The organism is Nitratireductor sp. B36 (assembly GCF_020833685.1).
Lineage (GTDB): Bacteria > Pseudomonadota > Alphaproteobacteria > Rhizobiales > Rhizobiaceae > Nitratireductor.
The window spans coordinates 267,308-288,964 of record NZ_JACKZY010000002.1; the positions used below are offsets into that span (position 1 = coordinate 267,308).

A 21,657-nucleotide genomic window follows, 5' to 3' on the forward strand; every position below is an offset into this window, starting at 1 on the left:
CGCGACGTCTCCCCTCGTCGCGTTATGCAGGGCCGTCCGCCGTGTGCGGGCGGTCTTGTGGCAGGCGATCTTCGGGAGGGAAATCATGGTTCTGTTATGGCCAGCGCTCGGGCTTGTCGCAATCGTGGCCGTCATGTTCCTCCTGGAACGGCGTTTTCCCGATGCGGTCGGGCGGTTTGAGGAGAATGTGCTTGCCATACTTCTGGCGGCGATCACATTTGTCTCTTTCACCCAGGTTATTGCCAGATATGGCTTCAACAGCGGCTGGGGCGGTGCGCTCGAGTTCACACGTATCCTGTTTGCGTGGATGATCCTGTTCGGGATGAGTTACGGCGTGAAGAACGGCATCCATCTGGGGGTCGATGCTTTCATTCGGCTGCTTCCTTCCCGGTTTTTCAAGGCGGTGGCGATTTTCGGCGCTGTCTGTGTTTTCCTTTACGCCTTCATTCTTCTCTACGCGGGTTGGATGACGCTCGTGGGGGCCGATGTGTCCACCAATTGGCGCCAGACCGGCGCTATCGGATACTGGAAATTCATGTTTGACCGGGGCACCGGGCTCGACGATCTCCGCTACCCGCTCTGGATGCAGGAGGCGTTCGGACTGCAGGATCGCGTTCAGCGTTGGGTGGCCTATCTCATGTTGCCCGTGGGGCTCGCCCTCCTCGCATTTCGCGCTCTTGAGGGCGTGGTGGGTATCGCCAAGGGCGAGCGCGACCTGATCATTGCCGGCCACGAAGCAGAAGATCTCGTCGCCGAAAACAAAGATGCCCTGAAGGAGTAGCGGCGATGGAACCGGCCATTCTTTTCGTCCTCGTTTTGCTCCTCCTGTTCCTCGGGGTGCCGGTTGCGGTGGCCCTGGGGCTCTCGTCGCTTATCATCATCGCGTTCTTTTCCAGCGATTCCATCTCCTCGGTGGCGCTTCAGCTTTTCACGGCTTCGCAGAACTACACGCTTCTGGCGATTCCGTTCTTCATTCTGGCGTCCGCCTTCATGTCGACGGGTGGCGTTGCGCGACGCATCATCCGATTCGCCATCGCTTCCGTCGGCCATTTTCGCGGTGGTCTGGCAATGGCGTCTGTGCTGGCATGCATGATGTTTGCCGCCCTTTCCGGTTCGTCGCCGGCAACGGTGGTTGCGATTGGTACAATAGCCATCGCCGGTATGCGGCAGGTTGGATACTCCAAGGAGTTTGCGGCCGGCATCATCGCCAATGCGGGCACCCTTGGCATTCTGATACCGCCGTCCATCGTGATGGTCGTTTATTCGGCGGCCACGGATGTGTCTGTGGGGCGGATGTTTCTGGCCGGTGTAGTGCCCGGGCTCGTTGCAGGTCTGATGCTGATGGTTGCCATCTATGTGATGGCACGGGTCCGCAACCTCCCGGCCGAGGAATGGAAAGGCTTTCACGAGATCGTCGAGGGCGGCAAGGAGGCGGGCTGGGGCCTTTTTTTGATCATCATCATTCTCGGCGGCATTTATGGCGGAGTTTTCACGCCGACCGAAGCGGCTGCCGTTGCCGCAGTGTATTCCTTCGCGGTGGCCTTGTTCGTTTATCGCGACATGGGACCCATGAAGAACGAGCGGTGGGTCAAGGAGGAAGATGGCCCGCGCGCAAGGGTGGGATTTTCGGCCACGGTCTATGCGCTCGCATTCTTCTTTGTCTGGATGATTTTGAGCTTTTTCCTGACAGCGGACTGGGACGGGGTGACGCTGCAGGGGCGTACGGTGACCGGGGTCGTCCTCTCTCTGGTGGCCATGGTGGCTTATGCAGTGTGGCGCAGCGGGGATGGGCCCGCGGCACTGCCGCGATTGCTTTCGGCGAGCCTGCCGATCTGGCGGCGCAATCTGAGCCTGATGGGACGGAATTTCCTGCGCGCCTTCTTCAACGAAGAGACACGGAAAGTGACGGTCGATGCTGCGCGCACCACGGTCATGCTGATGTTCATCATCGTCAACGCGCTACTGTTCGCCCATGTGCTTACGGCCGAACGGATCCCCCAGGCCATCACAGGTCTCATGGTCGATGCCGGTTTCACCTGGTTTACCTTCCTGATCGCCGTGAATCTGCTTCTGCTTCTGGGAGGGCAGTTCATGGAGCCATCAGGCCTTCTTCTTATCGTTGCGCCAGTTGTGTTCCCCATCGCTATGGAACTGGGTGTGGATCCGGTTCACCTCGGCATCATCATGGTGGTGAACATGGAAATCGGCATGATCACGCCGCCAATCGGGCTCAATCTGTTCGTGACAAGCGGCATAACCGGCATGAGCCTGATCCAGGTGGTGCGTGCGGCGGCACCATTCGTGGCGGTTCTGTTTATCTTCCTGATACTGGTTACCTATATGCCGGTTATGTCAACATGGCTGCCATACAGCCTTATGGGGCCTGAGATCGTGACAAGGTAACTGCGATTTGAGGAATTTCGTTAAGTAAACGTTAACGATTGGGCAGTTAGGATTCTGACTGTCGGATCGGCTTTCCTCCTCCCAAGCACGGTTCGAAACGGGGCGGCCGACCAGTGGCCGCCTCGTCCGTTTTCATTGCTCCACTCTGTCCATGCTCGAGTGCTGTCTGGCGCAGGTCTGCATGTCCTGCTGGGCCTTTCGTGCGGCGCGCCACCATGCTTTGCAGAACAATGACAAGGCTGGAGAACATCCGTATGCAGACCGATCTCATCAAATGGAGCACCAGACCGCGCCCGGAACGCGAGGTGCTTGAGGGACGTAACGTCAGGCTCGAGCCCCTTGATCCGGTGCTCCATGGCAATGGTCTTTATGCCGTTTCCACGGTTGCCGATGCGGATGAGCGATTTCGCTGGCTGGCAGAATATCCGCCGGAAAGCGAGGAGGCGTTCAGACCCTGGCTTGAAAAGGCGGCCAAGAGCGCCGATCCGTTTTTCTACGCAGTGATCGACAGGGCGACAGGACATGTCGGCGGCCGGCAGGCACTGATGCGTATCGACCAGGCCAATGGTGTTATAGAGGCTGGAAACATTTATTGGGGACCGGGGATATCGCGCAGTGTGCGGGCGACCGAGGCGCTCTATCTTTTTGCCAGCTACGTCTTTGATGATCTGGGGTACAGGCGCTTCGAATGGAAGTGCAACAATGCCAATCTGCCCTCGCGTCGCGCCGCAGAGCGGTTCGGTTTCAAGTTTGAAGGCGTCTTCCGTCAGCATATGATCGTAAAGGGTGAGAACCGCGACACGGCCTGGTACTCGATAATCGACAGCGAATGGCCGGCGCTAAAAAGTGCATTTGACGCATGGCTTGATCCAGCCAACTTCGATAAGGAAGGCCGTCAGAAGAAAAGGCTGGAAGCTTTCAGGGACTGACCCTGGAGCTCGGCGAGCAGACAGGCAGGGTCCTTTGTCGGAAAATCGCAAGGCGGCGATCGCAGCCGCGCTCATCCTCATCGGTTTTGGTGTCGTGGCCTATCTGATGCCGCGCATCATGCTCGCCATCGGTGCCTATTCGCCCTGGATTGCAGGCGTCGTCGCTGTTCTTTTCGTGCTGGCATTCTTCATGGTCTTCTGGTTGCGCGCCCGCGCTCAGCGGAAACGCAACTGATCCGGCTAGTCACTCAGGCGGCAAGGCTTGCTGCCAGGAGGGTCAGGCCCAGAAGCATCACAAGGGCGGCGCCCCCGATCTCAATCGCAGTATGAATATGGTTGCCCGCGCGGTTGCCGCCCGACAAGGCCACTGCCCAGTTCTTCGCCGTAACGGCGAGGGTCGCCAGAACGGAGACTGTGATCGCGGTTCCGATGGACATGGCCAGCACTGACAGAATCCCACCAAGCCAAAGGCTGTTCAGAAATGCAAAGGTGAGCACGATCAGTGCACCGGAGCAGGGGCGTATGCCCACGGCGGCGATGGCAGAGCCTGCGGTTTTCCAGTCAAAACGTTCTCCCGTCAGCAGGGCGGGGTCCGGGGCGTGAGAATGGCCGCAGCTGGGGCATACCTCACCGGGAGCGTGGCCATGCAGATGGTCGTGCCCGTGATGATGCTCATGTCCACAAGCGTGCTCATGCACCTGGTGGTGATGGTCGTGGCAATCGTCTCCGGGCCGGTGCTCATGTGAATGATCGTTCTTGTGTTCATGGACATGGGCCGCCGAAAGGCTGTGCATGGGTTGCGGGGCGGGGACACGGGTGGGGATGAGGCCTGTGAGCTTGCGCCAGAGGAGCCAGGCACCGAAAGCCGCGATCAGCCCGAAGCTTACAGTTTCAAGAAACCATGCCGCATCGGTCATGGAGATCGACGTCCCACGCAACGCGAGAAAGACGACACCCATCAGAATGATGGCGGTTGCGCCTTGAAGCAGTGCTGAGGCGAAAGAGAGAATGACGCCGCGGCGCAATGCCACCTCATTGGCGAGCATGTAGGAGGAAATGACGGCTTTGCCGTGTCCAGGTCCGGCTGCGTGGAAAACGCCATAAGCGAATGAAAGGCCGATAAGCACCCAGAGCTTGCTGCCATCTTCACGCATCGCCTTCAAGGCGCCGGTCAGAGTGCGATAAAATGCCTGCTGCTGTGCGTTGATCCATTGCAGGGTGCCAGCAAACGGGCCGGTCGGGCTGATCGCCGGTTCGGCCGCTCCAATGCCGAGCGAGCTTTGGGCCAAGGCCGCGCTGCAGATCAGAAGAAGGATTGCAGAGGCGGCAGCGACGTGGCGGAATCGGAGCATGGTTCAGCTATCCTTGCTGCAGATTAGCTCCAGGCGGGTAGCAAAGATCTGACTCATGTCATTGCCGGTTGGATCGTTGAAAAAAGCTTCTGTCAGCGTCTGCTGATTCTGGGCGATCGCTTCATCAGGATCCGGGCGAATGACGCTGCGGGTGCAACCAGCCGGAAGATTGTTGACGGTCATGTAGCTGTCTTCAACGAAATCGATGGCTGTGTAGAAGGTGGGGTCGTAGACACCGAAATGAATTTCACCGCTAAGGGGAAGGGGCGCTTCGGGTGCGGATTCAAACAGGATAATGAGCTGATTGTCGACGAAGTCGGCGACAAGCCGGTCGGGGGCTTGCATGGGGACATCCTTGCCGTCCCGCGTGACCAACTGGAAATAATTGAAATCGGCAAGCGACCCGTGAACGACGCTTGCAACCTCTTCGAGTTCCGCCTGATCGAGCGCGAGGTCCTGGTTCTTGTCGAACTCGACCAGAACCGTGCTGGAGAAAAGGTCGTCGAACCGCCAGACGTGATGCAGGGACGATACGTTTCCAGCGTCATCGACATTCACGTCGAGCCGAGCTTCGGCAAACACGTGTGGATGAGCAAGGGCGGGAACGGCGAAGAGAAGGGCAAGAAGGGTGGTGCCGGTTCCAAACGTGAAATTCCTGCGAATCGGCATACCCAACAGTCCTGCTCCCAGATCGTCTTTGCTGTTATGTACACGAAACGGGCGGAAATTGGACGCGCTGTTATTTGTTGGGATAATTTTCTTTCAGCCACTGGGCGAGAAAGTCCACAAACGCGCGGACTTTTGCAGGCAAATAGCGTCGATGCGGATAGATGGCGTATATTCCGGCGCCGTCGAAGCTGTTTTGCTCGAGCAGGGGGACCAGACGACCGGCACTGATTTCCGGATCCGCGATGAAGTCCGGCAGGATGGCGAAACCCAGGCCGGACAAAGCCGCTGCTCTGGCCGCCATGGGGCTGTTTACCTCCAGGCGCCCGGTGACCGGGACGTTGACGGTTGTGCCATCTTCCAGGCGGAACGGCCAATTCTGACGGTAGCGACTGTTGGTGTCTACAATACAGGGTAAATGGGTGAGCTCTTGCGGCGTGCCTGGTTCACCATGACGGGAGATTAACTCAGGGGACGCGCAAAGCATTACGCGGAATGGAGCCAGCCGCTTGGCGATCAGAGAGGAGTCGGCGAGCTTGGTGATGCGAATGGCGAGATCGAAACCCTCCTCGACCAGGTCCACGAAACGGTCGTCGAGATTGATTTCGAGCGTGACGTCCGGGTGCGCGCTGGCGAAATCGATGAGTGATTGACCGATGGGAGCATCGGCAAATGTACGGGGTGCGGAGAGCTTTATCCTGCCGCGGACATCTCCTGAAGAATCGCGCACCGCCTCGGCAAGGTCCTCGACATCACGCAACAGTTCAACGGCGCGGGCGAAATAGGTGTGGCCGGCTTCCGTGAGGGACAACTGCCTTGTGGTGCGGTTGAGCAGAAGGGCGCCCAGTTCGTCTTCCAGCTCGCGGACATATTTCGACAAAAGCGCCTTCGATTTTCCGACCTTTCGCGCGGCGGCGGAAAAGCCTTCGGCCTCGACTACATCGACGAATGCGCGCATGCGGCTGAGTGTGTCCACGAGAGTTTCCTTCAGCTTCCAGAGAGGATGTCGGCGGCGATGCGGATGAGCTGCCGGTCGCTGCCGGCGGGCCCGAGCAGTGAGATGCCGAAGGGGGCATCATGCACCTGGCCGAGAGGGATGGTGATCTGCGGCCAGCCCAGTAGGCCGGCAATGGACGTAAGCTTCAGCGCAAGGCTTCGATAGCGGTCGAGCTCTTCCTGCGTAGCGTTTTTCAGCGGCGCCACGGTCGGCTGGGTCGGCATGACGAGCACCATGTCGTGATCGAAGAGTGCTGCAAAGTCCTGCTGGAAACGATGGCGCTCAGCGCGCGCCTCGGCCACCGTCGTCGCGCTCAGACGGCTGCCAAACTCGAACCGTTCGTGAACGCCGGGACCGAGTTGCGGGTTTGCAGAGCGGATGAACTCGCCATGCACCTGCCAAGCCTCGAAAGCCTGGATAATACGGAAGCACTCGAACAGCCTGTCCATGGAGCCAGGCAGAGCAAGGAAGGCAGCGTCCCGGTCGAAATGATGCATGACTGACGCAAACATCGCGCCGTAGACCGAGCGCTCCTGCTCCGCGAAAAGAAGGGCCTCGAAATCCGAGATGCGGACCGGGCGCACGAGACGGTCCTTATGCGGATCGTTTCCAAGAAGCACATCGCCGACCCGTGAATAGATAATTGCATCCCGGGAGAACCAGCCAAACGTGTCGAAAGACGGGGCAAGGGGCATGGCTCCCTCGAGCGGGATGCGGCCGTGCGTCGTGCGGAGACCGATCAGGCCACAATAGGAAGCGGGCGCGCGGATGGAGCCATTCGTGTCAGAACCGGCGGCAATGTCGGCCAACCCGCCAGCCACCGCTGCGGCCGAACCGGAAGAAGAGCCACCGGTGAAACGTTGCGGTGCGGCGCGATTGACTGGAGCGGGGTAGTGGGCGTTCTGCCCAATCATCGAGAAGGTCAGTTCATCGGTTTGTGTCTTGCCAATGAAGCGTGCGCCCGCATCAAGAAGTTGCTGGATTGCTGGTGCTGTGCTCTGGGCGCGGGGATAATGCTCAGCGCGGCGCGGATTGCCGCCACCGGTCGGATATCCCGCTACGTCGAAGATATCTTTCACACCAAGCGTCAGACCCGCCAATGGTCCCTCGCCACTGGCAGGAGGAGAAGCGTCTGGGTAATCGAGGAAAGCGTTCAGCGTATCGCGCATCTTGATCATTATCGTCTTCCTCATCGCCCCAGAGCGCCAAAGGTCGGCATTCACGCGCTTTTTTTCAAGGACATAAAATTTTTCATTGATTGTGACAGCCGTTGCGCCTATATCCGCGCTGCCCAAAGTCGCACGTGCCTGTGGGTGTCCGCCGGGCCTCGAAAATGGCGAGGAAACCGGTACGGTACCTGGACCTAACCGCTCCAGTCGGTCTGATGGCCAACCATCAAACCGAGGACATCTTGAAGCAACGACGGTGCGGGCCTTTCTGGTGTCTGCCGGCTGTCCAAAAGCCGGGGTTACTGAAGAGGCACACCTTCATTGCCGGCAGTGCGGTTGGGATCTCCCATCCAAAGCTGAGGCAGACAAAGCGCATCTTCGCCGCGAGGCGGGAATGCATCGTAGCGCGTTATCGCATGACCTGGTTCCGGTGCTCTCCACCTGCCGGCTCCCGTGTGCGCATGCCGCGCCCTTTGTCCACCGCGGAAGCAAGGTTCGCTTTCGCAGTTCGAAGCTTCGGTAACGCGGTCTGAAAGCCGCGATTGGAGAGACACAATGGCCACCCAGCGTATTCTCGATTTCCTCGCCACCCGACGTCCCGAAGGGCCCTGCCTCGTCGTTGATCTCGACGTGGTGCGCGACAATTTTTGCGCCTTCGAAAAGGCATTGCCCGATTCCCGGATCTACTATGCGGTGAAGGCCAACCCGGCGCCGGAAATCCTGCGTCTTCTTGCTCAGTTGGGCTCCAGCTTCGACACGGCTTCGGTGGCCGAGATCGAGATGGCGATGAATGCTGGCGCGACTGCAGACCGCATCTCCTATGGCAACACGATCAAGAAGGAGCGCGATATCGCGCGTGCCTATGAACTGGGCATCCGCCTGTTCGCGGTCGATTGCGAGGAAGAGGTGGAAAAAATCGCTCGTGTTGCACCCGGTAGCAAAGTGTTCTGCCGTGTCCTGACGGATGGCGCCGGGGCCGAGTGGCCACTGTCGCGCAAGTTTGGCTGTGTACCGGGCATGGCTGTCGACGTCTTGCGCCATGCCCGCGCCCTCGGTCTGGACCCCTACGGGGTTTCCTTTCACGTTGGTTCGCAGCAAACCGATCTCGACGCTTGGGATCGTGCACTGGCTGACGCGCGTGGTGTTTTTGGTGCGCTGGCCGACGAAGGTATTGTGCTGCGCATGGTCAATATGGGGGGCGGCTTCCCGACGCGTTACCTGCGGGACGTGCCAGCTGCTCAGGCTTACGGCCAGGCGATCTTTTCGGCGCTTCGCAAGCATTTCGGCAACCGCATTCCCGAAACGATTATCGAGCCAGGGCGCGGCATGGTGGGCAATGCAGGTGTCATCAAGTCGGAAGTGGTGCTGATCTCCAAAAAGGCGGACAACGACAATGTCCGCTGGGTCTATCTTGATATCGGCAAGTTTGGCGGTCTGGCCGAGACCATGGATGAGGCGATCCGCTACCCACTCGTGACGCGTCACGACGGCAGCGAAACGGCGCCATGCGTGCTCGCTGGTCCGACCTGTGATTCCGCCGACGTGATGTATGAGAAGACCCCTTATCCGCTGCCGCTGTCGCTGACCATAGGCGATGAGGTGCTGATCGAGGGCACGGGTGCATACACCACGACCTATGCATCGGTGGCTTTCAACGGTTTCGAGCCGCTCCGATCCTATGTGATCTGACCTAGACTGTGTTGCCCGCGCGCTGCAGCGCGGGCCGGGTTTTCCGGATTTCAGGATCAGGCTTATGGAACAGGCTGTTTTCGGCAGCGCATGTGCGCCTGCCATCTCGATTCTTTGCGAAAAGGCTGGTGATGCGGCCGAGCGGGAGGCTCTGCTGGATCGCGTCATGGGTCCTCGGCGCAAGTCAAAATCTTCGGAGAAGCTGCGCCGCGGTCGTTTGCCGGCGGAAGGTTTGGCGTTCGTTGCGCGTGACTTGGGCGGTCGTATGATCGGCTCTGTCCGCCTCTGGAACGTTCGCCTGGGCGATGCTGGCGCCAATGCGCTTCTTCTCGGACCGCTCGCAGTTGAAAGAGAGTTCGCCGGGCAGGGGGTTGGCGCTGCGCTGATGCGCCATGCGATTGCAGAGGCGCGTCGGCTGGAGCATCAGGCTATCCTGCTCGTCGGTGATGCCGGCTATTATGGCCGCTTTGGTTTCACGTCCGACCTGACAGGGGGGATTTCCATGCCCGGCCCATATGAGGCCCACAGGTTTTTGGCGTTGGAGCTTACAACGGGCGCGATGGCGCACGCGAGCGGCACGCTTTGTCCCACCGGACGGAAAGCAGCTACGCGCAGTCTGGTTGCTTGATGATGACGGAGCGGATCGCACAGGATTTGCGATCCGCTCCGGCAAATCTTTTCTCAGAGCTTATGCGTCTCCAGCTCAGGGGAGTGCGTTACAAGATCTGGCTCAGCTGCATGGCGACAGACATGTCGCCATCAACCTTGAGTTTTCCCTGCATGAATGCAGCTGTTGGGTCGAGGTCGCCCGATATCATTGCTTCCAGATCGTCTTTGGACAGGCTGATGACGCAATCGGCCTGACCATCTTCAGTAGAAACAGCGCTGCCATCCACCACGATGACACCGTCATCCCCACAGTCAAACTTGACCGAACGGCTGAAATCCGAAGCCGCCACGCGGGCCTTCACTTTATCGGCAATTGCGTCCATCCCCATATGGATTCTCCCTGTATGCGCATCTGCGTTGTGTTGTCATTCGGTTGGCAATAGCACATGTCGGGTGCAGTCTGCCGCTGGCGGACAGTAGGTTACACTTGACGTTTACGTCAACGTCTTTCTTGCCGTCAACGTCGTGGTATTGGCGCTCGTTTCTTGCCGACAAGCAGGCGGTCGAGAAGTGCGATCAGAGCGTCTCTATTGTCTTCTCCCCCTAGTCTTTCAATGATCCGCTTCTCATGTTGAGCCCACAATTTCGAGATCTCAGAAACGAAATCGGAGCCCTTTGCAGTGAGGTGCAGGGAATGTGAACGGCGGTCGATGTCGCCTTTGCGACGCTCAGCCAGACCGCGGGTCTCAAGGCAATCCATGAGTGCAACGAAATTGGCGCGCTTGATGCCCAACTGCTCCGCCACCTCTGTTTGCTTTTGGCCCGGATTGGCGGCAATCAGAGACAAGACTGCAAATTCGGTTGGTCGCAGCTTCACGCAGGCGAAGGACTTCTGGAAATCCTGAAATACGACAAGTTGCGCCCGGCGCAGCTTGTAGCCGATGGCGGTCGCCAGAAGCGGTAAACAGGGGCTCTGAGCGTGGCTCTCAAAAACATCAAGATATTCATTCCCGGGGTTTCCGGTGGATATATTGACCGAAGGCTGGGTCATCTTCACTGTAAATCTCCAAACTATACTCTTTCGGCCCGCATAAACCGCATCGTCGAAACAGTGCTTTGCATCTCGACCGATAATTGGCGAGACCACCGAAGTAGCAAAAGACTGTTTGCATACGTTGGCCGTATAAGGCAACGCCCTATATCCACATTAAACAGATCCATTTTGGACAAGAATGAGGCGTTTGGATACAAAAGTTCACATAGAATGAGGTTTTTGTATGTTATGTTTATGGGTATAAGTTTTATAAATAATATTATTTAATACTTCTATTTTTCGTATATGGCTTTGTCTGAATGCTAAAATCAATAAATATTATGTTTCATATGTATTTCTTCACCGCCAAAGCCTTCTTCGGCTCGGCGATCGCATATCTCGCAACAAGTCGGGGGAAGCTCAAGCGGGATGTGAGAGCTTGTCTCTCTGTTCAATGCAATGGAGAAAGATGCGTCCGGAGATTATCTGCCATGCCCACCCCCGCTAGACGCTAGGCTTAGTGAGCACTCTTTTTGGGTGCGGGCGCGGCTTCTGCCGGTCCGAGCCTGCTGCGGGCAGTCTTGTCGCGGATCTCGCTCTTCGACAAATATTCGGCCTGCTCGATGAATACCTCGTGGATGAGCTTATCGCCGACGCGCTCGTTGATGCTGTCGCGAAGCCCATCCCGGAAAGCTACAACGTCGAAGCCCTCTTTGCTTGTGTAGTCAATCGCGGGGTTTGCATAGAGGTGGGAATAAATCTCATCGACCAGCATCGTCTGGACAGGGATGCTGAGCGCGGGCAGTTTCTTCGAATCCACGGAGTAGGAGAGGCGGGTCAGAAAGTAACCATCCACCACCCCGGCCTTGATCACCGGCACAGAGATGACATCGGTGCTCACATAGTCGAGGCCACCGAAAAATGCGGGTGGTGGCTCTGCACTGATCTTGGCCTGCGAGAACTGGAACGAATAGAGCATCGTTCCAACCGTGACGGCACAGATCCAGAGCGCGGCAAAAACGAATTTGATCATGCCGGTGAGGCCTGTCCGAATTCCTGCTGCGAGTAGGTGCCGTCTGTCTGTGCGCGCTGGATGGCGTCTTGCAGAAGATCGGCAACTTCGTTGACCGCACCCATGTGAGCCCGAATGGTGGCCTCGTTGTCGGCGAGCTTGTCGCGCAGGCGAATGAGGGCATCCCGGTGCGCATTGGCCAGCCCCGCCTCATTGGCGCCTTTGAGTGCCCGGGTCAGCTCGTAGAGGTGCCGGCTTTTTCGGGCGTTGGAAGCCTTGAGGTCGAAGGCAGGGTCGTTGCGGATTGCCGCGGTTTCCGCATCGATGGTTTCCTCAATGCGCCGCATGATCGCCAAAGCGCTTGCGCCACCATGCTGGTTCAACATGAGGGAGGCATTGTCGGAGTTTGCTGCGGAGGTCATATCATACATGAGGTTGTTCCGTTCCTGAACTTCAGCTGTCTTTGTCGCCGCCGGCCGGGGCCGTGTTCACGCCCAGCGTTTTGGCTGCTTCCCGTTGAATTTCCTCGACCATGGCAGTGGAAAGAAGCGCGCGTTTTCCGATCTCTTCCTGCTCAGGTGTTTGGGAGACTGCGCCTATCGGCACGGGCTTTTCATTCTCCACCGTGTAGTCGCGCAAGACATTGCGCGCGATGCCGATGCCGCCCTTTTCTGCCAGCGTTTCGCTCAGTTGCTGGGCCAGCATGGAGCGCCACATTTCACCCGCAAGACCCTCGCCGTAGACGGCAGATGTTTCCTCAGGCAGAAGGGACTGCATAAAGTTCTGCAGGACCATCGCTTCAAATTTCTTCTCGACATCGGAAGGCGCGTTTGCGCTGGCCTTCGAAGTCTGGACGGAACTGCTGTCGAACACTGCCGAGAAACTTGCGGTCACACCGGATTTCGCCTGGAGCCGCTCTTTTGCAGCTGCAGCTTTGGCGGGGTCGGCGGCGCGCGCGACGTTCAGGACAATGTCGCCGGGAGGCGATATCGCCAAGGCGTCCTCCATCATTCGTTTCGTAGGCAGCATCTTCCCAGAACAAGCTTGTGGGAGGCTTAAGTCTCGACGGGTTTGCTCCGCTCGATGAACTCAAGACGTTCCCTGTCAGCAGCACTCCGTTCGGAGAGATCTGTGGCTTCGCGATAGGCTCGCGCGAGCGCATTGCCGCGTGCATCAGCCTGCAAGAGGCGCTGTGCTTCCTGCCTGGCGCGCTCGGTGCTTGTGCGGCTGCGTTCGAGCGCACTGGCGACGCGACGGTGATAGAGTTCAGGAAACAGGGCGGTCATGGCCGATCCGGCATCGAGCGTTTCGGTTATGGCTTTTGCCTCTTCGTGTGCGACGGCGGCCTCGGCCATGTGCGCGGCGTGTTGGGCCTGATGAAAATCCTTGAGGCGCTGCATGACCATAACCAGTTTCTGCAGGCGCTTCTGACGGGGTGTCGGCATCGCTAGCGACCTTCGAAGATTGGGAAGAAGCCCTCGGCAAACAGGCCGAGCAATGAGGGAATGGCGAAATAGAGTAGAATGATGCCTCCGGCGATTACGAACGGCAGGGAGATGAAGTAGATCGGGATTTGGGGCGTAAGCTTGTTGATGAAGCCAATCGCGAGGTTCACCAGGATTGCATAGGCCAGAAACGGGCTGCCAAGCCGGATCATCACGAAGAAGGCATCGGACAGCGTGTCGGTAATATCGGTCAGGGCCGATTGCGGATCGAACAGGCTTTCAATCGGGGCCAGCTCATAGGAGACCACAAGTGCGCGGATGATCTGATGATGAAAATCAAGAACGAAAAGCAACATCAGAGCAGACAGTGAAATGAGTGCCGTCAGGGGTGGCTGGGCCTCGGCCTCTTCAATGGCCGTACCACCCGCGGCCATACCGAAGCCGGAAAACATTGCCATGGATGTACCGATAAACTGCAGCGACAGCACATAAAAGCGGGCGATGAGACCAATCAGCGCTCCAATGGCCAGTTCGGAGGCGATCAGCAGGAAGAGGGGCCCAGGTTCATTGGACACATGTGGCGTGATCAGGTCCCATAGATGCGCCAGCAGGGCCAATGTGGCCGCGACGGCTGCGAACAGGCGGACCTGCATCGGCACACGAACGCTTGAAAGCCCCGGCATAAAGAGGAAGCAGCCGCCAATGCGGCAGAAAGCAAGAAAGGCGGCCAGGAGCGGGGTTTCCAGCATGGGCTCACGTCAACGCCGTAATCAATCGGGGGATCAGTCCCTGGAGACCGGAACCGGTCATCAGGAGATCGAGCCCAATACGCTGAGGTCGACCCCTTTCGCCATTTCCACATGGCTGAGCACGGGAAGCGTGGGGAAGAGCCGCTCGGTGATCATGCGCACATAGGGGCGTGCCTCTGGCGCTGTGACGAGAACGAAGCGTTCGCCGGCATCGAGGTGTTTGCGAATGGCGGTGCTGGCTTCCTGCCCGAACTCCTCGAGCTGGCGCGGGTCGATATCGAACTCGCGGATTTCGCCCTTGGCATCACGCTTGAGCGCCTGGTGGAAGGCAAGGTCCCAGCGGCCGCCGAGCCTGAGGACCTTGAGCGTGTTGCCTTCAGTCAGGTCGCCGCAGATCTGCTGCGCCATCCGAATGCGCACATGCTCCACGATCTGCTCGGTGCGGCGGATATGCGGGGCAATCTCTGCAATCGCCTCAATGATCAGGTGCAGGTTGCGGATCGAGACGCGCTCGGCCAGGAGCAGTTTCAGCACCGCCTGCAGGCCGGGATAGGTGATATGGGAGGAGCAGATTTCGTCAGCAAGCTTGCGGTACTCGGGGTCGAGCCGTTCAATCAGCGCCTTCATGTCCTTGTAGGAGAGGAGCTGGGGCAGGTTGTTGCGGATGACTTCGCTCAGATGGGTGAGCAGCACCGACATGTTGTCGGCGAAGGCATAGCGCTCGCGCTTCAGGTCGTCGGCAAACATTTCCGGCACTGAGAAGGCGCGCATACCGAACGCAGGTTCCTTTACTTCCTCACCGGGCATGTCCGGCATGCGGTTATTCCCGACGAGCACCAGAAGCTCTCCCACGCGCATCTGATATTCCGTCACCACGGTGCCGTGGATCTTGATGCGGTAACTCTTGGGCGGAATGGAGTAGTCGTCGGTCAGGCGTACTTCGGGCACCACAAAACCGTACTGAGCGGCGAACTTCTTGCGCATTTTGCCCATGCGATAGGCGAGCTCCTGATGCGATGCCAGAAGCCGCGTCGAAAGCTGTTTGCCGATGAGGAGTTCGATCTCGGCCGTTTTCAGTGAAGATTTGACGGAGTTGCGCTCCTCCTCTTCCTGGGAGAGCTGTTCCTGTCGTTGTGCTTCATTCTCTTTTTCACGCCGCTGTCGGGCACGCCGTGGCAAGGCGTAGCCTATACCACCCATGATGCCGGCCAGTGCGACGAAGGGAAGGAAGGGGAGCCCGGGAACAAGGCCGAGCACGGTCAAGAGCATCGCGGCAACGAAGAGCGCACGCGGGTAGGCGCTGAGCTGTCCGAACACCGCCTGATCGGCAGAACCGCGCGTGCCGCCCTTGGAGACCAGCAGACCCGCCGCAAGAGAGACGATGAGTGCCGGGATTTGCGAGACCAGGCCGTCGCCGACAGAAAGCTTGGTGAAGACATCTGCCGCTTCGCCGATACTCATATCGTGGCGTGCATATCCGATGGCGATGCCGCCGACGATGTTGATGGCGGTGATGATGAGGCCAGCGATCGCATCGCCGCGCACGAATTTCGAAGCGCCGTCCATCGCGCCGAAGAAGGAGCTTTCCTCTTCAAGTTCGGCGCGACGACGCTGAGCTTCCTTGTCGTCGATCGTACCGGCGGAAAGATCGGCGTCGATCGACATCTGCTTGCCGGGAATGGCATCCAGGGTAAAACGGGCGCCGACTTCGGCGATACGCGTCGAACCCTTGGTGATCACGACGAAGTTGACCACCACCAGGATCATGAAGACGATCAGGCCGATGACGAAATCACCGCTCATCACCATGCGCGAGAAGCCGCCGATCACATAGCCGGCCGCGTTGGCTCCTTCATGACCTTCGGACAGGATCACGCGGGTCGTGGCGATGTTGAGCGAGAGGCGCAGCATCGTTGCGATAAGCAGGATGGTAGGGAAGGAGGAGAAATCCAGTGGCCTTTGAATCCATAGCGCGACCATGAGGATCAGCACAGAAAGCGCTATGGAAAAAGCGAGACCGACGTCGATCAGGAATGCTGGAATGGGCAGAAAGAGAACAGCCAGAATGATGACGATGCCGATGGCAAAGCCGATGTCGCGGCCGTGCTTTCTCGTCTCTGCACCTGTGATTGCTTCGCTCAACGCCATGCCGGTATTCCCACTCAATTCAGGACGCGTTTGCACGTCCGTGTGTGGAAGCTAGCGTCTCAAGCTTGCGTGAAAGAGGAGAGGGGCTGAAAAAGCTTCAGAAGCCGCCTTCAATGCGCTGGAAAATGACGTTGCTGAAACCGGAAATCTGCGATGCGACGAAGGGTGCGGAGAAGGCGACAGCGACGAGGATCGCCACGATCTTGGGAACGAAGGTGAGGGTGATTTCCTGCACCTGAGTGAGCGCCTGCACAAGCGCGATCCCGACGCCGACCACCATGGCGACAATCACCGCCGGGCTGGAGGCGACCAGAACTGTCCAGATGGCATACTGAACAATATCGAGAGCGTCGGCTTCGTTCATCGTTCAGCGGATCACGACACCCGGTCCGACAGGAATTTTGTCGCCGCTTTCGAGAATGGCCATGACGCCATCGCTATACAGGCGCACCTCGGCCACCTTGCCGGTGGTTTCGCCATCCGCGGAAGTGATTTCCCGGCCCACTAGGCTGCCGGCCTGGGCAAGGGCGGAAGCCTGCAGGATCTGGTCGAGCTTGGCATTTGCCTGCACCGACTGCTCGACCTGCGAGAACGTGGCAAGCTGTGCCACATAGTCGGTGGATTCCATCGGGCTGGTGGGATCCTGGTTTTTCATCTCCGCGACCAGAAGGCGAAGGAATGCCTGGTAATCGACGGTCTGGGGTGCTGCGGTCTGCTGGGTGCCGTTATTGTAGGTCTGGGCGCCTGATGCTGCTTCCACGTTCATAGCTTACTCTCCTGCAAGGGCGGTGACGGGCTCGCTGGTGGTGGATTGCGTGCTTTGCGTCATAATCTCGTCTTCAACGGGATAGAGCGCACGGATTTCCTTCAGAGCATCATACACCTGGCCGTTCGATACGAGTTCTTCCACATGCTTCAAGCCGGCCCGAATGCGCTCGCTTGTAAAGCTGTTCAAAAGCCGGGGGAGCAACTGAGCGAAGAGCTGACGCGCGTCGTCTGCATTGTCTGGCGTGATCAGCATTATCTGCACGGTGAAGTACAATTGACGCAGCGGCGTGTGCGCATCTTCTGCCTGAAGAACGTGGTTCTCGAGGAGGAATTGTACATTGTTCAGGAACTCGAGCGTGACTTTGCGGTCTGTCTTGATGACAGCGCCGTTGACATAGATCTTCTCGTTCGCTTTGAGTGATATTTTTAAAGTGCTCATTGCTGAATGCCGTCGCGGATGATCTGCGACACCTCGATAAGACCATCAAGGTTCTGCGATCGTCCCTGACGCACCTCTTCTCCCTCGCGCAGCAGCCATAAGCCGATTGAAATCAGATTGGCTCGGAGCTCTTTGGGTAGCTCGTTTTCCGGATTGCCTAAATCGTCGATGAAGGCAGTCCAGACGCGGATCATGAAGTGGATTGCCTCGACGGCTTCCTGCGAGTTCGGGCCCTTGTCGCGCGCGGCCTGAAGAAGATCGATCGAACGGCTCAGAACCTGTTCCTCCCGATCTCGGGCGTCGGCGAGCGAGTCTGTCTGAACTTCGCTGTAGGAAAACTGGTACATGTGCTTCCCGTTCGTTTGGTTCCGGCTGTCTGTCGGTTATCGCAGATAGTTCAAGATGCTGAGCTGCTGCAGGCGTGCGGTCAGTGCGTAGGAGGCGTCGAGCTGGGCTCTCAGATCGTTGACCCGCGTCGCAGCCTCGTATGGATCTATGCCTTCGCTGTCCTTGATGAGCGTCTTGAACAAATCAACCTGTGTGGAAAGCCGCTCGCTGGCTGCTGAGACCCGGTTTTCGACAATCCCGGCCTGAGCCTGCGCATTTGCGATCTCGGCAACGGCTTCCCCAACAAGCGTGAGCGCCCTGTCGTAAAGTACCGTGCGCGCTTCCCCACCGAGCGGGCCGTTGAGGAGGTCGGAAATCGTGGTCGCAACCATGGCCAGCTTACGGATGCCGCTCTCATTGGCCGTCAGAGATGTCTCCGCGGTTTCATTCAGGGTGATACGGCTGGTAATCTTCTGGCTGGAGGCGCTGGACCAGTTGGTCTCCCAACCCGCTCCGACGAACTGGGGTTCCACAAAATTGGTGAGGAAGTCGTCCATGTCGGCTGCGGTGATATTCGCCGCTGCCGGGTCGTTCTGACTGAAGCCGAACTTGGCCATGAAGGCTGCATCAAAGGCGGCTTTGGCTGGCGAAGCCGGGTCGTGGAAGTCGGACATCGGCTTGACGTCGGTGTTGATGCCAGCGAACAGATACTCACCATTGAGATTGGTGTTGAGTATGCCGGTGATCGACCTCAACACGCGCTCGGCTTCTGCCTGGGAAACCGAGACCTGGTCGATATCAGATTTTGCTGCGGTCAACGAGGCAAGCAGGCTTTGCCCGAGATCGCCAATTTGCGTCATAGCATTTTGTGTTGCTGAAAGACGGTTGGCGGCAATCGCGTTTGCGTCGACAAGCCCGTTGAGGCGGTCAATGTTGCGAGTCATCGAAAGGTTGCGGCCGGCATGGGCACCAAGGGCTACGCCAACATCAGCATGCCGTCCGGTTTGCGACTCCTTCAGTCTTTCAGCCAGCTCAGCCTGCATGCGCATGGTCTGGTACCGCAGTGATTGCGACATAGCCAGCGATGAGATGAAGGAGGTTTTCATGGTCGGTCTTTCTACCGGGTCGCCTGCATCAGCGTAGAGAGCATTTCGTCGATGATTGAGATGAGCCGCGCTGAGGCTTCGTAGGCATTTTCGAGATCGAGCAACAACGCCATTTCATTATCGACGTTCACGCCTGTTGCGTTCGAGAGTGCAGTTGCGGTTCGTACGGCCAGAGCTTCCTTGCCTTCAGCACCGCTGGCCGCCTCCTTGCGACTGGCTTCCAGCCAGCCGACGGAATCGAACGAGAACGCGGTCACGCTCCTGTTTGTGTCGAGACCGGCCAGAGGATCAAATGCCATCGGTTCGTCGAGGCGTTGCGAGTAGGCGAGGAGCAGGTCCGAGTAGGATGCCGCGCCGCTTGTGTTGTGCAGATAGGCCGCGCCATTGGCACCGCCGTCACGCAGGAGCGAGGGGTTTCCTCCAGTGCTCTTGTCGAACGCTGTATTGATACGGATTGCTCCGGCCAATCCGTCAATGAGCGTGCCTGCGGGTGGGATGCCGGGGCCGCCGGCCCAGGTAAACAGGCCTGCCATGTCAGGCTGGGTGGCGCTTGGATCCGTCTCGGCAAAGGCCGTGATCAGGCCGCGTGCGACCTCGTCGAGTTGACGCTGCATCTGCAGCGCAGTCTCGTCGCGCAACTGCAGCGCAGCCGCTATCGAGCCTTTTGCACTCGTGTTTCCACCCACGCCGGGCACCAACGGGACGCCGTCAACATAGACAGAGTTTCCGGTCGTGCCTGGCCCATAGCTTGTGTTCGGAGTGAATGTGACAGGCCGGGGAATAGTCTCAAACAAGGTGGCACCGTCGGCGGTGACGATGACCATATCGTTTCCGGAACGCGTCGTCGTCGAGATGGCGACATATTCGGAAATCTTCTTGAGGAGTGCTCCCCGCCTATCCAGCGCGTCCGAAACGTCGCGGCCGCTTCGCGTGCCATTGACGATTTCCGTATTGACGGTTTCGAATTCGCCGAGAAGGTAATTAAGATCTTCAACCGCTGTCGCGATATCCCGATCTGCATCTGCCCGGAAATTCTGTACCGATCTGGCGCCGTCATTGAGTGACCGCACCACCTGCTTGGCAGCCTGAACAGCGCTTTCTGCAAGCGTCGTGTTGGACGGCGTGGCCGCGTAAAGCTGCAAAGCCTCCTGCAACTTGCTGATCGCGGTGGCCGGCGCATTCGCATCGTCAACGCCATTGACGGTGAGGCGCATGGTGTCGAGCCCGCCGGACATGGCCTTCTGACCTTGCCAGGCCGATATCGCGAAAAGGTTTTGTCTGAAGAGAACTTCGTCGGCCGCGCGCCGAATCTGGACGACGCGCGCCCCGGGGCCCATGCTGGATAGGAGCGCGCTGCGATGCGCGTAGTCCGGATTGCTGGCTTCCGAAACGTTGCGAGAGACAACGGTGGTCTGGCGCGAGGTGTTGAAAAGCGCCGTCTGCGCAATGTTCAGTGCAGATGTCAGGGACATTTACGTTCTTCCACTCCCCCGTTCCGGAAACCCAGGCTTAGCGTTTCAGATTGACCAGAAGTTCCATCAGTTCGGAACCTGTCTGAAACGATTTCGAATTGGCGGTATAGTTGCGCTGAGCCTCGATCATGTCGGTCAGCTCTGTGGCGATGTCGACGTTGGAACGCTCCACAGCCCCCGGAGTTACCTTGCCAAGGCCGCCGGTTCCCGAAAAGCCCAACTGCACGCCGCCCGAATCCGCACTTTCGGAGAAGACGTTGCCGGTAATGACCTTCAACTGATCGGGGCTCTGCACATTGGCAAGAGGAATACGGTACAAAGCCCGCCGGGAGCCATCAGCGTATTGCGCGAAGATCGTCCCGTCCTCGGAGATCTCGACGCTGTCGATTGCATAGGGTGCGCTTCCATCCACCTCGCCGGTGACCGAGAACCCGGTATCGAGCTGGGTCATGTCGGAAAGGTCGATGGTCAGCGTGTCGCCGCCAGGCACCGTCAGAGAGATATCCGTGGGGCTCGCGCCATCGAGTTTGCCGTTGGTGGGATCGAAGGTGAGCGTTGTCGTCGCCAATGCCGGATTTGCGTAGGGAAACGACGTGTTGGGTGCCGCATCAGCGCGGTCGTACACAGCGACTTCCCACGTGTCCGCACCTGTCTTGGTCATATAGACGTCGAGCAGTTGCTTGCCGCCCAGGTTGTCGTAGGCGACCAGCGAAGTCTTGTGGGTGTACTGAGCGGTCGCAGCATTGGCAGAAGGCAGATCCGCTGCCGCCACAACGTCAGAGCTTGACGGAAGGTTGGCCGTGAGCGTTCCGTTGCGCGATGGGGTGGCCACCAGCTCCGATTGCGCGATTGTTACAGCCTCAAGCCCGGCGTAACCGTTTGCGGTGACCGCTGGGACGCCGTTGGCGTAGCTGTAGCCCATGAGTTTATAGCCGGCCGCGTTGACGAGCTCACCGTTTGAGTTGGGCACGAAGGAGCCGGCGCGGGTGAGAAAGGGCTGACCATTGGTGCCCTGAACGACAAAGAAGCCATTGCCCTCAATGGCAAGGTCCGTTCCAGACGTGGTGTATTGCAGCGGTCCGGACTTGGAAATTTCATAGCGGATCGACGTGGTCACACCGCCGGAGTTGTAGGAGCCGCCAGAGGACGGCAGAACAAGCGAGGAAAATTCCGCTTTCGCGCGCTTGTACCCATTTGTGCTGGAGTTGGCGATGTTGTCGGCGACGGTGGACAACCGGTTGGATTGTGCCGCCATGCCGGAAACACCGGTACGCATCATGCCGTAAAGGCCCATCGGAAGTCTCCTCATAGTCTACGCCGATCACGGTCAAGGTAGGAGGCGTG

The 21,657-nt window shown here is 58.5% G+C and carries 25 protein-coding genes; 6 read left to right on the top strand and 19 right to left on the bottom strand.

The features are described from left to right. Positions 1-85 precede the first annotated feature (85 nt). The 4 genes from H7H48_RS07805 to H7H48_RS07820 all read left to right on the top strand — a co-directional run bounded on the left by H7H48_RS07805 (position 86) and on the right by H7H48_RS07820 (position 3,567). Entirely contained in the window at positions 86-781 is a 696-nt protein-coding gene (locus H7H48_RS07805) for a TRAP transporter small permease (protein WP_229448444.1), read from the top strand. A gap of 5 nt (positions 782-786) precedes the next feature. Further along, positions 787-2,403 carry a TRAP transporter large permease gene (locus tag H7H48_RS07810; RefSeq protein ID WP_229448445.1) on the top strand — a complete coding sequence of 539 codons (1,617 nt, stop codon included), beginning with the start codon at positions 787-789 and terminating at the stop codon, positions 2,401-2,403. A gap of 254 nt (positions 2,404-2,657) precedes the next feature. Further along, positions 2,658-3,332, top strand: a complete 675-nt coding sequence (locus tag H7H48_RS07815) for a GNAT family N-acetyltransferase (protein ID WP_229448446.1) — start codon at positions 2,658-2,660, stop codon at positions 3,330-3,332. Between the two features lie 34 nt (positions 3,333-3,366). After that, positions 3,367-3,567, top strand: coding sequence for a hypothetical protein (locus H7H48_RS07820; RefSeq protein WP_229448447.1), 201 nt, complete (start codon positions 3,367-3,369; stop codon positions 3,565-3,567). Between the two features lie 13 nt (positions 3,568-3,580). On the opposite strand, the gene H7H48_RS07825 is transcribed toward H7H48_RS07820, so the two are convergent. The 4 genes from H7H48_RS07825 to H7H48_RS07840 all read right to left on the bottom strand — a co-directional run bounded on the left by H7H48_RS07825 (position 3,581) and on the right by H7H48_RS07840 (position 7,525). Then, positions 3,581-4,684, bottom strand: a complete 1,104-nt coding sequence (locus tag H7H48_RS07825; protein ID WP_229448448.1) for a nickel/cobalt transporter — start codon at positions 4,682-4,684, stop codon at positions 3,581-3,583. A 3-nt stretch (positions 4,685-4,687) separates the two neighbouring features. Further along, positions 4,688-5,353: a DUF1007 family protein gene (locus H7H48_RS07830; protein WP_229448450.1), complete on the bottom strand. Its 666-nt coding sequence runs from the start codon at positions 5,351-5,353 to the stop codon at positions 4,688-4,690. 70 nt (positions 5,354-5,423) lie between these two features. Further along, a complete protein-coding gene (locus H7H48_RS07835) occupies positions 5,424-6,326 on the bottom strand; it encodes a LysR family transcriptional regulator (RefSeq protein WP_229448452.1) in 903 nt (300 codons plus the stop codon). 11 nt (positions 6,327-6,337) lie between these two features. After that, on the bottom strand, positions 6,338-7,525 hold the full coding sequence (locus tag H7H48_RS07840) for an amidase (RefSeq protein ID WP_229448454.1): 1,188 nt from the start codon (positions 7,523-7,525) through the stop codon (positions 6,338-6,340). A gap of 546 nt (positions 7,526-8,071) precedes the next feature. Between H7H48_RS07840 and odc2 the strand changes: the two genes are divergently transcribed. Beyond that, complete coding sequence (odc2, locus tag H7H48_RS07845; protein ID WP_229448455.1) at positions 8,072-9,205, top strand: type III PLP-dependent enzyme; 1,134 nt, start codon at positions 8,072-8,074, stop codon at positions 9,203-9,205. A gap of 64 nt (positions 9,206-9,269) precedes the next feature. Further along, complete coding sequence (locus tag H7H48_RS07850) at positions 9,270-9,833, top strand: GNAT family N-acetyltransferase (protein WP_229448457.1); 564 nt, start codon at positions 9,270-9,272, stop codon at positions 9,831-9,833. A gap of 88 nt (positions 9,834-9,921) precedes the next feature. Here H7H48_RS07850 and H7H48_RS07855 read toward each other — a convergent pair whose 3' ends face one another. The 15 genes from H7H48_RS07855 to H7H48_RS07925 form a co-directional block, all read right to left on the bottom strand. Further along, positions 9,922-10,203, bottom strand: a complete 282-nt coding sequence (locus H7H48_RS07855; RefSeq protein WP_229448459.1) for an SCP2 sterol-binding domain-containing protein — start codon at positions 10,201-10,203, stop codon at positions 9,922-9,924. Between the two features lie 128 nt (positions 10,204-10,331). After that, complete coding sequence (locus tag H7H48_RS07860; protein ID WP_229448461.1) at positions 10,332-11,006, bottom strand: MarR family winged helix-turn-helix transcriptional regulator; 675 nt, start codon at positions 11,004-11,006, stop codon at positions 10,332-10,334. Positions 11,007-11,364: 358 nt separating this feature from the next. After that, positions 11,365-11,880, bottom strand: coding sequence for a hypothetical protein (locus H7H48_RS07865; protein WP_229448462.1), 516 nt, complete (start codon positions 11,878-11,880; stop codon positions 11,365-11,367). Beyond that, complete coding sequence (locus H7H48_RS07870; protein ID WP_229448463.1) at positions 11,877-12,290, bottom strand: hypothetical protein; 414 nt, start codon at positions 12,288-12,290, stop codon at positions 11,877-11,879. Before H7H48_RS07870 ends, H7H48_RS07865 begins: the two co-directional genes overlap by 4 nt. A 22-nt stretch (positions 12,291-12,312) precedes the next feature. Beyond that, positions 12,313-12,855 carry a rod-binding protein gene (locus tag H7H48_RS07875; protein ID WP_229448464.1) on the bottom strand — a complete coding sequence of 181 codons (543 nt, stop codon included), beginning with the start codon at positions 12,853-12,855 and terminating at the stop codon, positions 12,313-12,315. 59 nt (positions 12,856-12,914) lie between these two features. Then, the gene (locus H7H48_RS07880; RefSeq protein ID WP_229448465.1) at positions 12,915-13,304 is read right to left on the bottom strand and encodes a hypothetical protein; all 390 of its coding nucleotides are present in this window, start codon (positions 13,302-13,304) and stop codon (positions 12,915-12,917) included. Between the two features lie 2 nt (positions 13,305-13,306). Next, entirely contained in the window at positions 13,307-14,053 is a 747-nt protein-coding gene (gene fliR / locus H7H48_RS07885; RefSeq protein ID WP_229448466.1) for a flagellar biosynthetic protein FliR, read from the bottom strand. A 60-nt stretch (positions 14,054-14,113) separates the two neighbouring features. Beyond that, positions 14,114-16,201, bottom strand: coding sequence for a flagellar biosynthesis protein FlhA (gene flhA, locus H7H48_RS07890; RefSeq protein ID WP_229448467.1), 2,088 nt, complete (start codon positions 16,199-16,201; stop codon positions 14,114-14,116). 97 nt (positions 16,202-16,298) lie between these two features. Further along, positions 16,299-16,565, bottom strand: coding sequence for a flagellar biosynthesis protein FliQ (gene fliQ / locus H7H48_RS07895; RefSeq protein ID WP_007008607.1), 267 nt, complete (start codon positions 16,563-16,565; stop codon positions 16,299-16,301). Between the two features lie 3 nt (positions 16,566-16,568). Further along, positions 16,569-16,967, bottom strand: coding sequence for a flagellar hook assembly protein FlgD (flgD, locus tag H7H48_RS07900; RefSeq protein WP_229448468.1), 399 nt, complete (start codon positions 16,965-16,967; stop codon positions 16,569-16,571). Positions 16,968-16,970: 3 nt separating this feature from the next. Beyond that, positions 16,971-17,408 carry a flagellar biosynthesis repressor FlbT gene (gene flbT / locus H7H48_RS07905; RefSeq protein WP_229448469.1) on the bottom strand — a complete coding sequence of 146 codons (438 nt, stop codon included), beginning with the start codon at positions 17,406-17,408 and terminating at the stop codon, positions 16,971-16,973. Next, positions 17,405-17,755, bottom strand: a complete 351-nt coding sequence (gene flaF / locus H7H48_RS07910) for a flagellar biosynthesis regulator FlaF (RefSeq protein ID WP_229448470.1) — start codon at positions 17,753-17,755, stop codon at positions 17,405-17,407. Before flaF ends, flbT begins: the two co-directional genes overlap by 4 nt. Positions 17,756-17,791: 36 nt before the next feature. Next, on the bottom strand, positions 17,792-18,841 hold the full coding sequence (locus H7H48_RS07915; RefSeq protein ID WP_229448471.1) for a flagellar hook-associated family protein: 1,050 nt from the start codon (positions 18,839-18,841) through the stop codon (positions 17,792-17,794). An 11-nt stretch (positions 18,842-18,852) separates the two neighbouring features. Then, positions 18,853-20,313: a flagellar hook-associated protein FlgK gene (flgK, locus tag H7H48_RS07920; RefSeq protein WP_229448472.1), complete on the bottom strand. Its 1,461-nt coding sequence runs from the start codon at positions 20,311-20,313 to the stop codon at positions 18,853-18,855. A 37-nt stretch (positions 20,314-20,350) separates the two neighbouring features. Then, entirely contained in the window at positions 20,351-21,607 is a 1,257-nt protein-coding gene (locus H7H48_RS07925; protein WP_229448473.1) for a flagellar hook protein FlgE, read from the bottom strand. Positions 21,608-21,657: the final 50 nt, after the last annotated feature.

Excerpts from the sequence above, each read along its gene's own strand:
- H7H48_RS07805 (WP_229448444.1), top strand. The coding sequence starts at position 86 with ATGGTTCTGTTATGGCCAGCGCTCGGGCTTGTCGCAATCGTGGCCGTC.
- H7H48_RS07810 (WP_229448445.1), top strand. The coding sequence starts at position 787 with ATGGAACCGGCCATTCTTTTCGTCCTCGTTTTGCTCCTCCTGTTCCTC.
- H7H48_RS07815 (WP_229448446.1), top strand. The coding sequence starts at position 2,658 with ATGCAGACCGATCTCATCAAATGGAGCACCAGACCGCGCCCGGAACGC.
- H7H48_RS07825 (WP_229448448.1), bottom strand. The coding sequence starts at position 4,684 with ATGCTCCGATTCCGCCACGTCGCTGCCGCCTCTGCAATCCTTCTTCTG.
- H7H48_RS07830 (WP_229448450.1), bottom strand. The coding sequence starts at position 5,353 with ATGCCGATTCGCAGGAATTTCACGTTTGGAACCGGCACCACCCTTCTT.
- H7H48_RS07840 (WP_229448454.1), bottom strand. The coding sequence starts at position 7,525 with ATGATCAAGATGCGCGATACGCTGAACGCTTTCCTCGATTACCCAGAC.
- odc2 (WP_229448455.1), top strand. The coding sequence starts at position 8,072 with ATGGCCACCCAGCGTATTCTCGATTTCCTCGCCACCCGACGTCCCGAA.
- H7H48_RS07850 (WP_229448457.1), top strand. The coding sequence starts at position 9,270 with ATGGAACAGGCTGTTTTCGGCAGCGCATGTGCGCCTGCCATCTCGATT.
- H7H48_RS07855 (WP_229448459.1), bottom strand. The coding sequence starts at position 10,203 with ATGGGGATGGACGCAATTGCCGATAAAGTGAAGGCCCGCGTGGCGGCT.
- H7H48_RS07865 (WP_229448462.1), bottom strand. The coding sequence starts at position 11,880 with ATGATCAAATTCGTTTTTGCCGCGCTCTGGATCTGTGCCGTCACGGTT.
- H7H48_RS07870 (WP_229448463.1), bottom strand. The coding sequence starts at position 12,290 with ATGTATGATATGACCTCCGCAGCAAACTCCGACAATGCCTCCCTCATG.
- H7H48_RS07880 (WP_229448465.1), bottom strand. The coding sequence starts at position 13,304 with ATGCCGACACCCCGTCAGAAGCGCCTGCAGAAACTGGTTATGGTCATG.
- fliR (WP_229448466.1), bottom strand. The coding sequence starts at position 14,053 with ATGCTGGAAACCCCGCTCCTGGCCGCCTTTCTTGCTTTCTGCCGCATT.
- flhA (WP_229448467.1), bottom strand. The coding sequence starts at position 16,201 with ATGGCGTTGAGCGAAGCAATCACAGGTGCAGAGACGAGAAAGCACGGC.
- fliQ (WP_007008607.1), bottom strand. The coding sequence starts at position 16,565 with ATGAACGAAGCCGACGCTCTCGATATTGTTCAGTATGCCATCTGGACA.
- flgD (WP_229448468.1), bottom strand. The coding sequence starts at position 16,967 with ATGAACGTGGAAGCAGCATCAGGCGCCCAGACCTACAATAACGGCACC.
- flbT (WP_229448469.1), bottom strand. The coding sequence starts at position 17,408 with ATGAGCACTTTAAAAATATCACTCAAAGCGAACGAGAAGATCTATGTC.
- flaF (WP_229448470.1), bottom strand. The coding sequence starts at position 17,755 with ATGTACCAGTTTTCCTACAGCGAAGTTCAGACAGACTCGCTCGCCGAC.
- H7H48_RS07915 (WP_229448471.1), bottom strand. The coding sequence starts at position 18,841 with ATGAAAACCTCCTTCATCTCATCGCTGGCTATGTCGCAATCACTGCGG.
- flgK (WP_229448472.1), bottom strand. The coding sequence starts at position 20,313 with ATGTCCCTGACATCTGCACTGAACATTGCGCAGACGGCGCTTTTCAAC.
- H7H48_RS07925 (WP_229448473.1), bottom strand. The coding sequence starts at position 21,607 with ATGGGCCTTTACGGCATGATGCGTACCGGTGTTTCCGGCATGGCGGCA.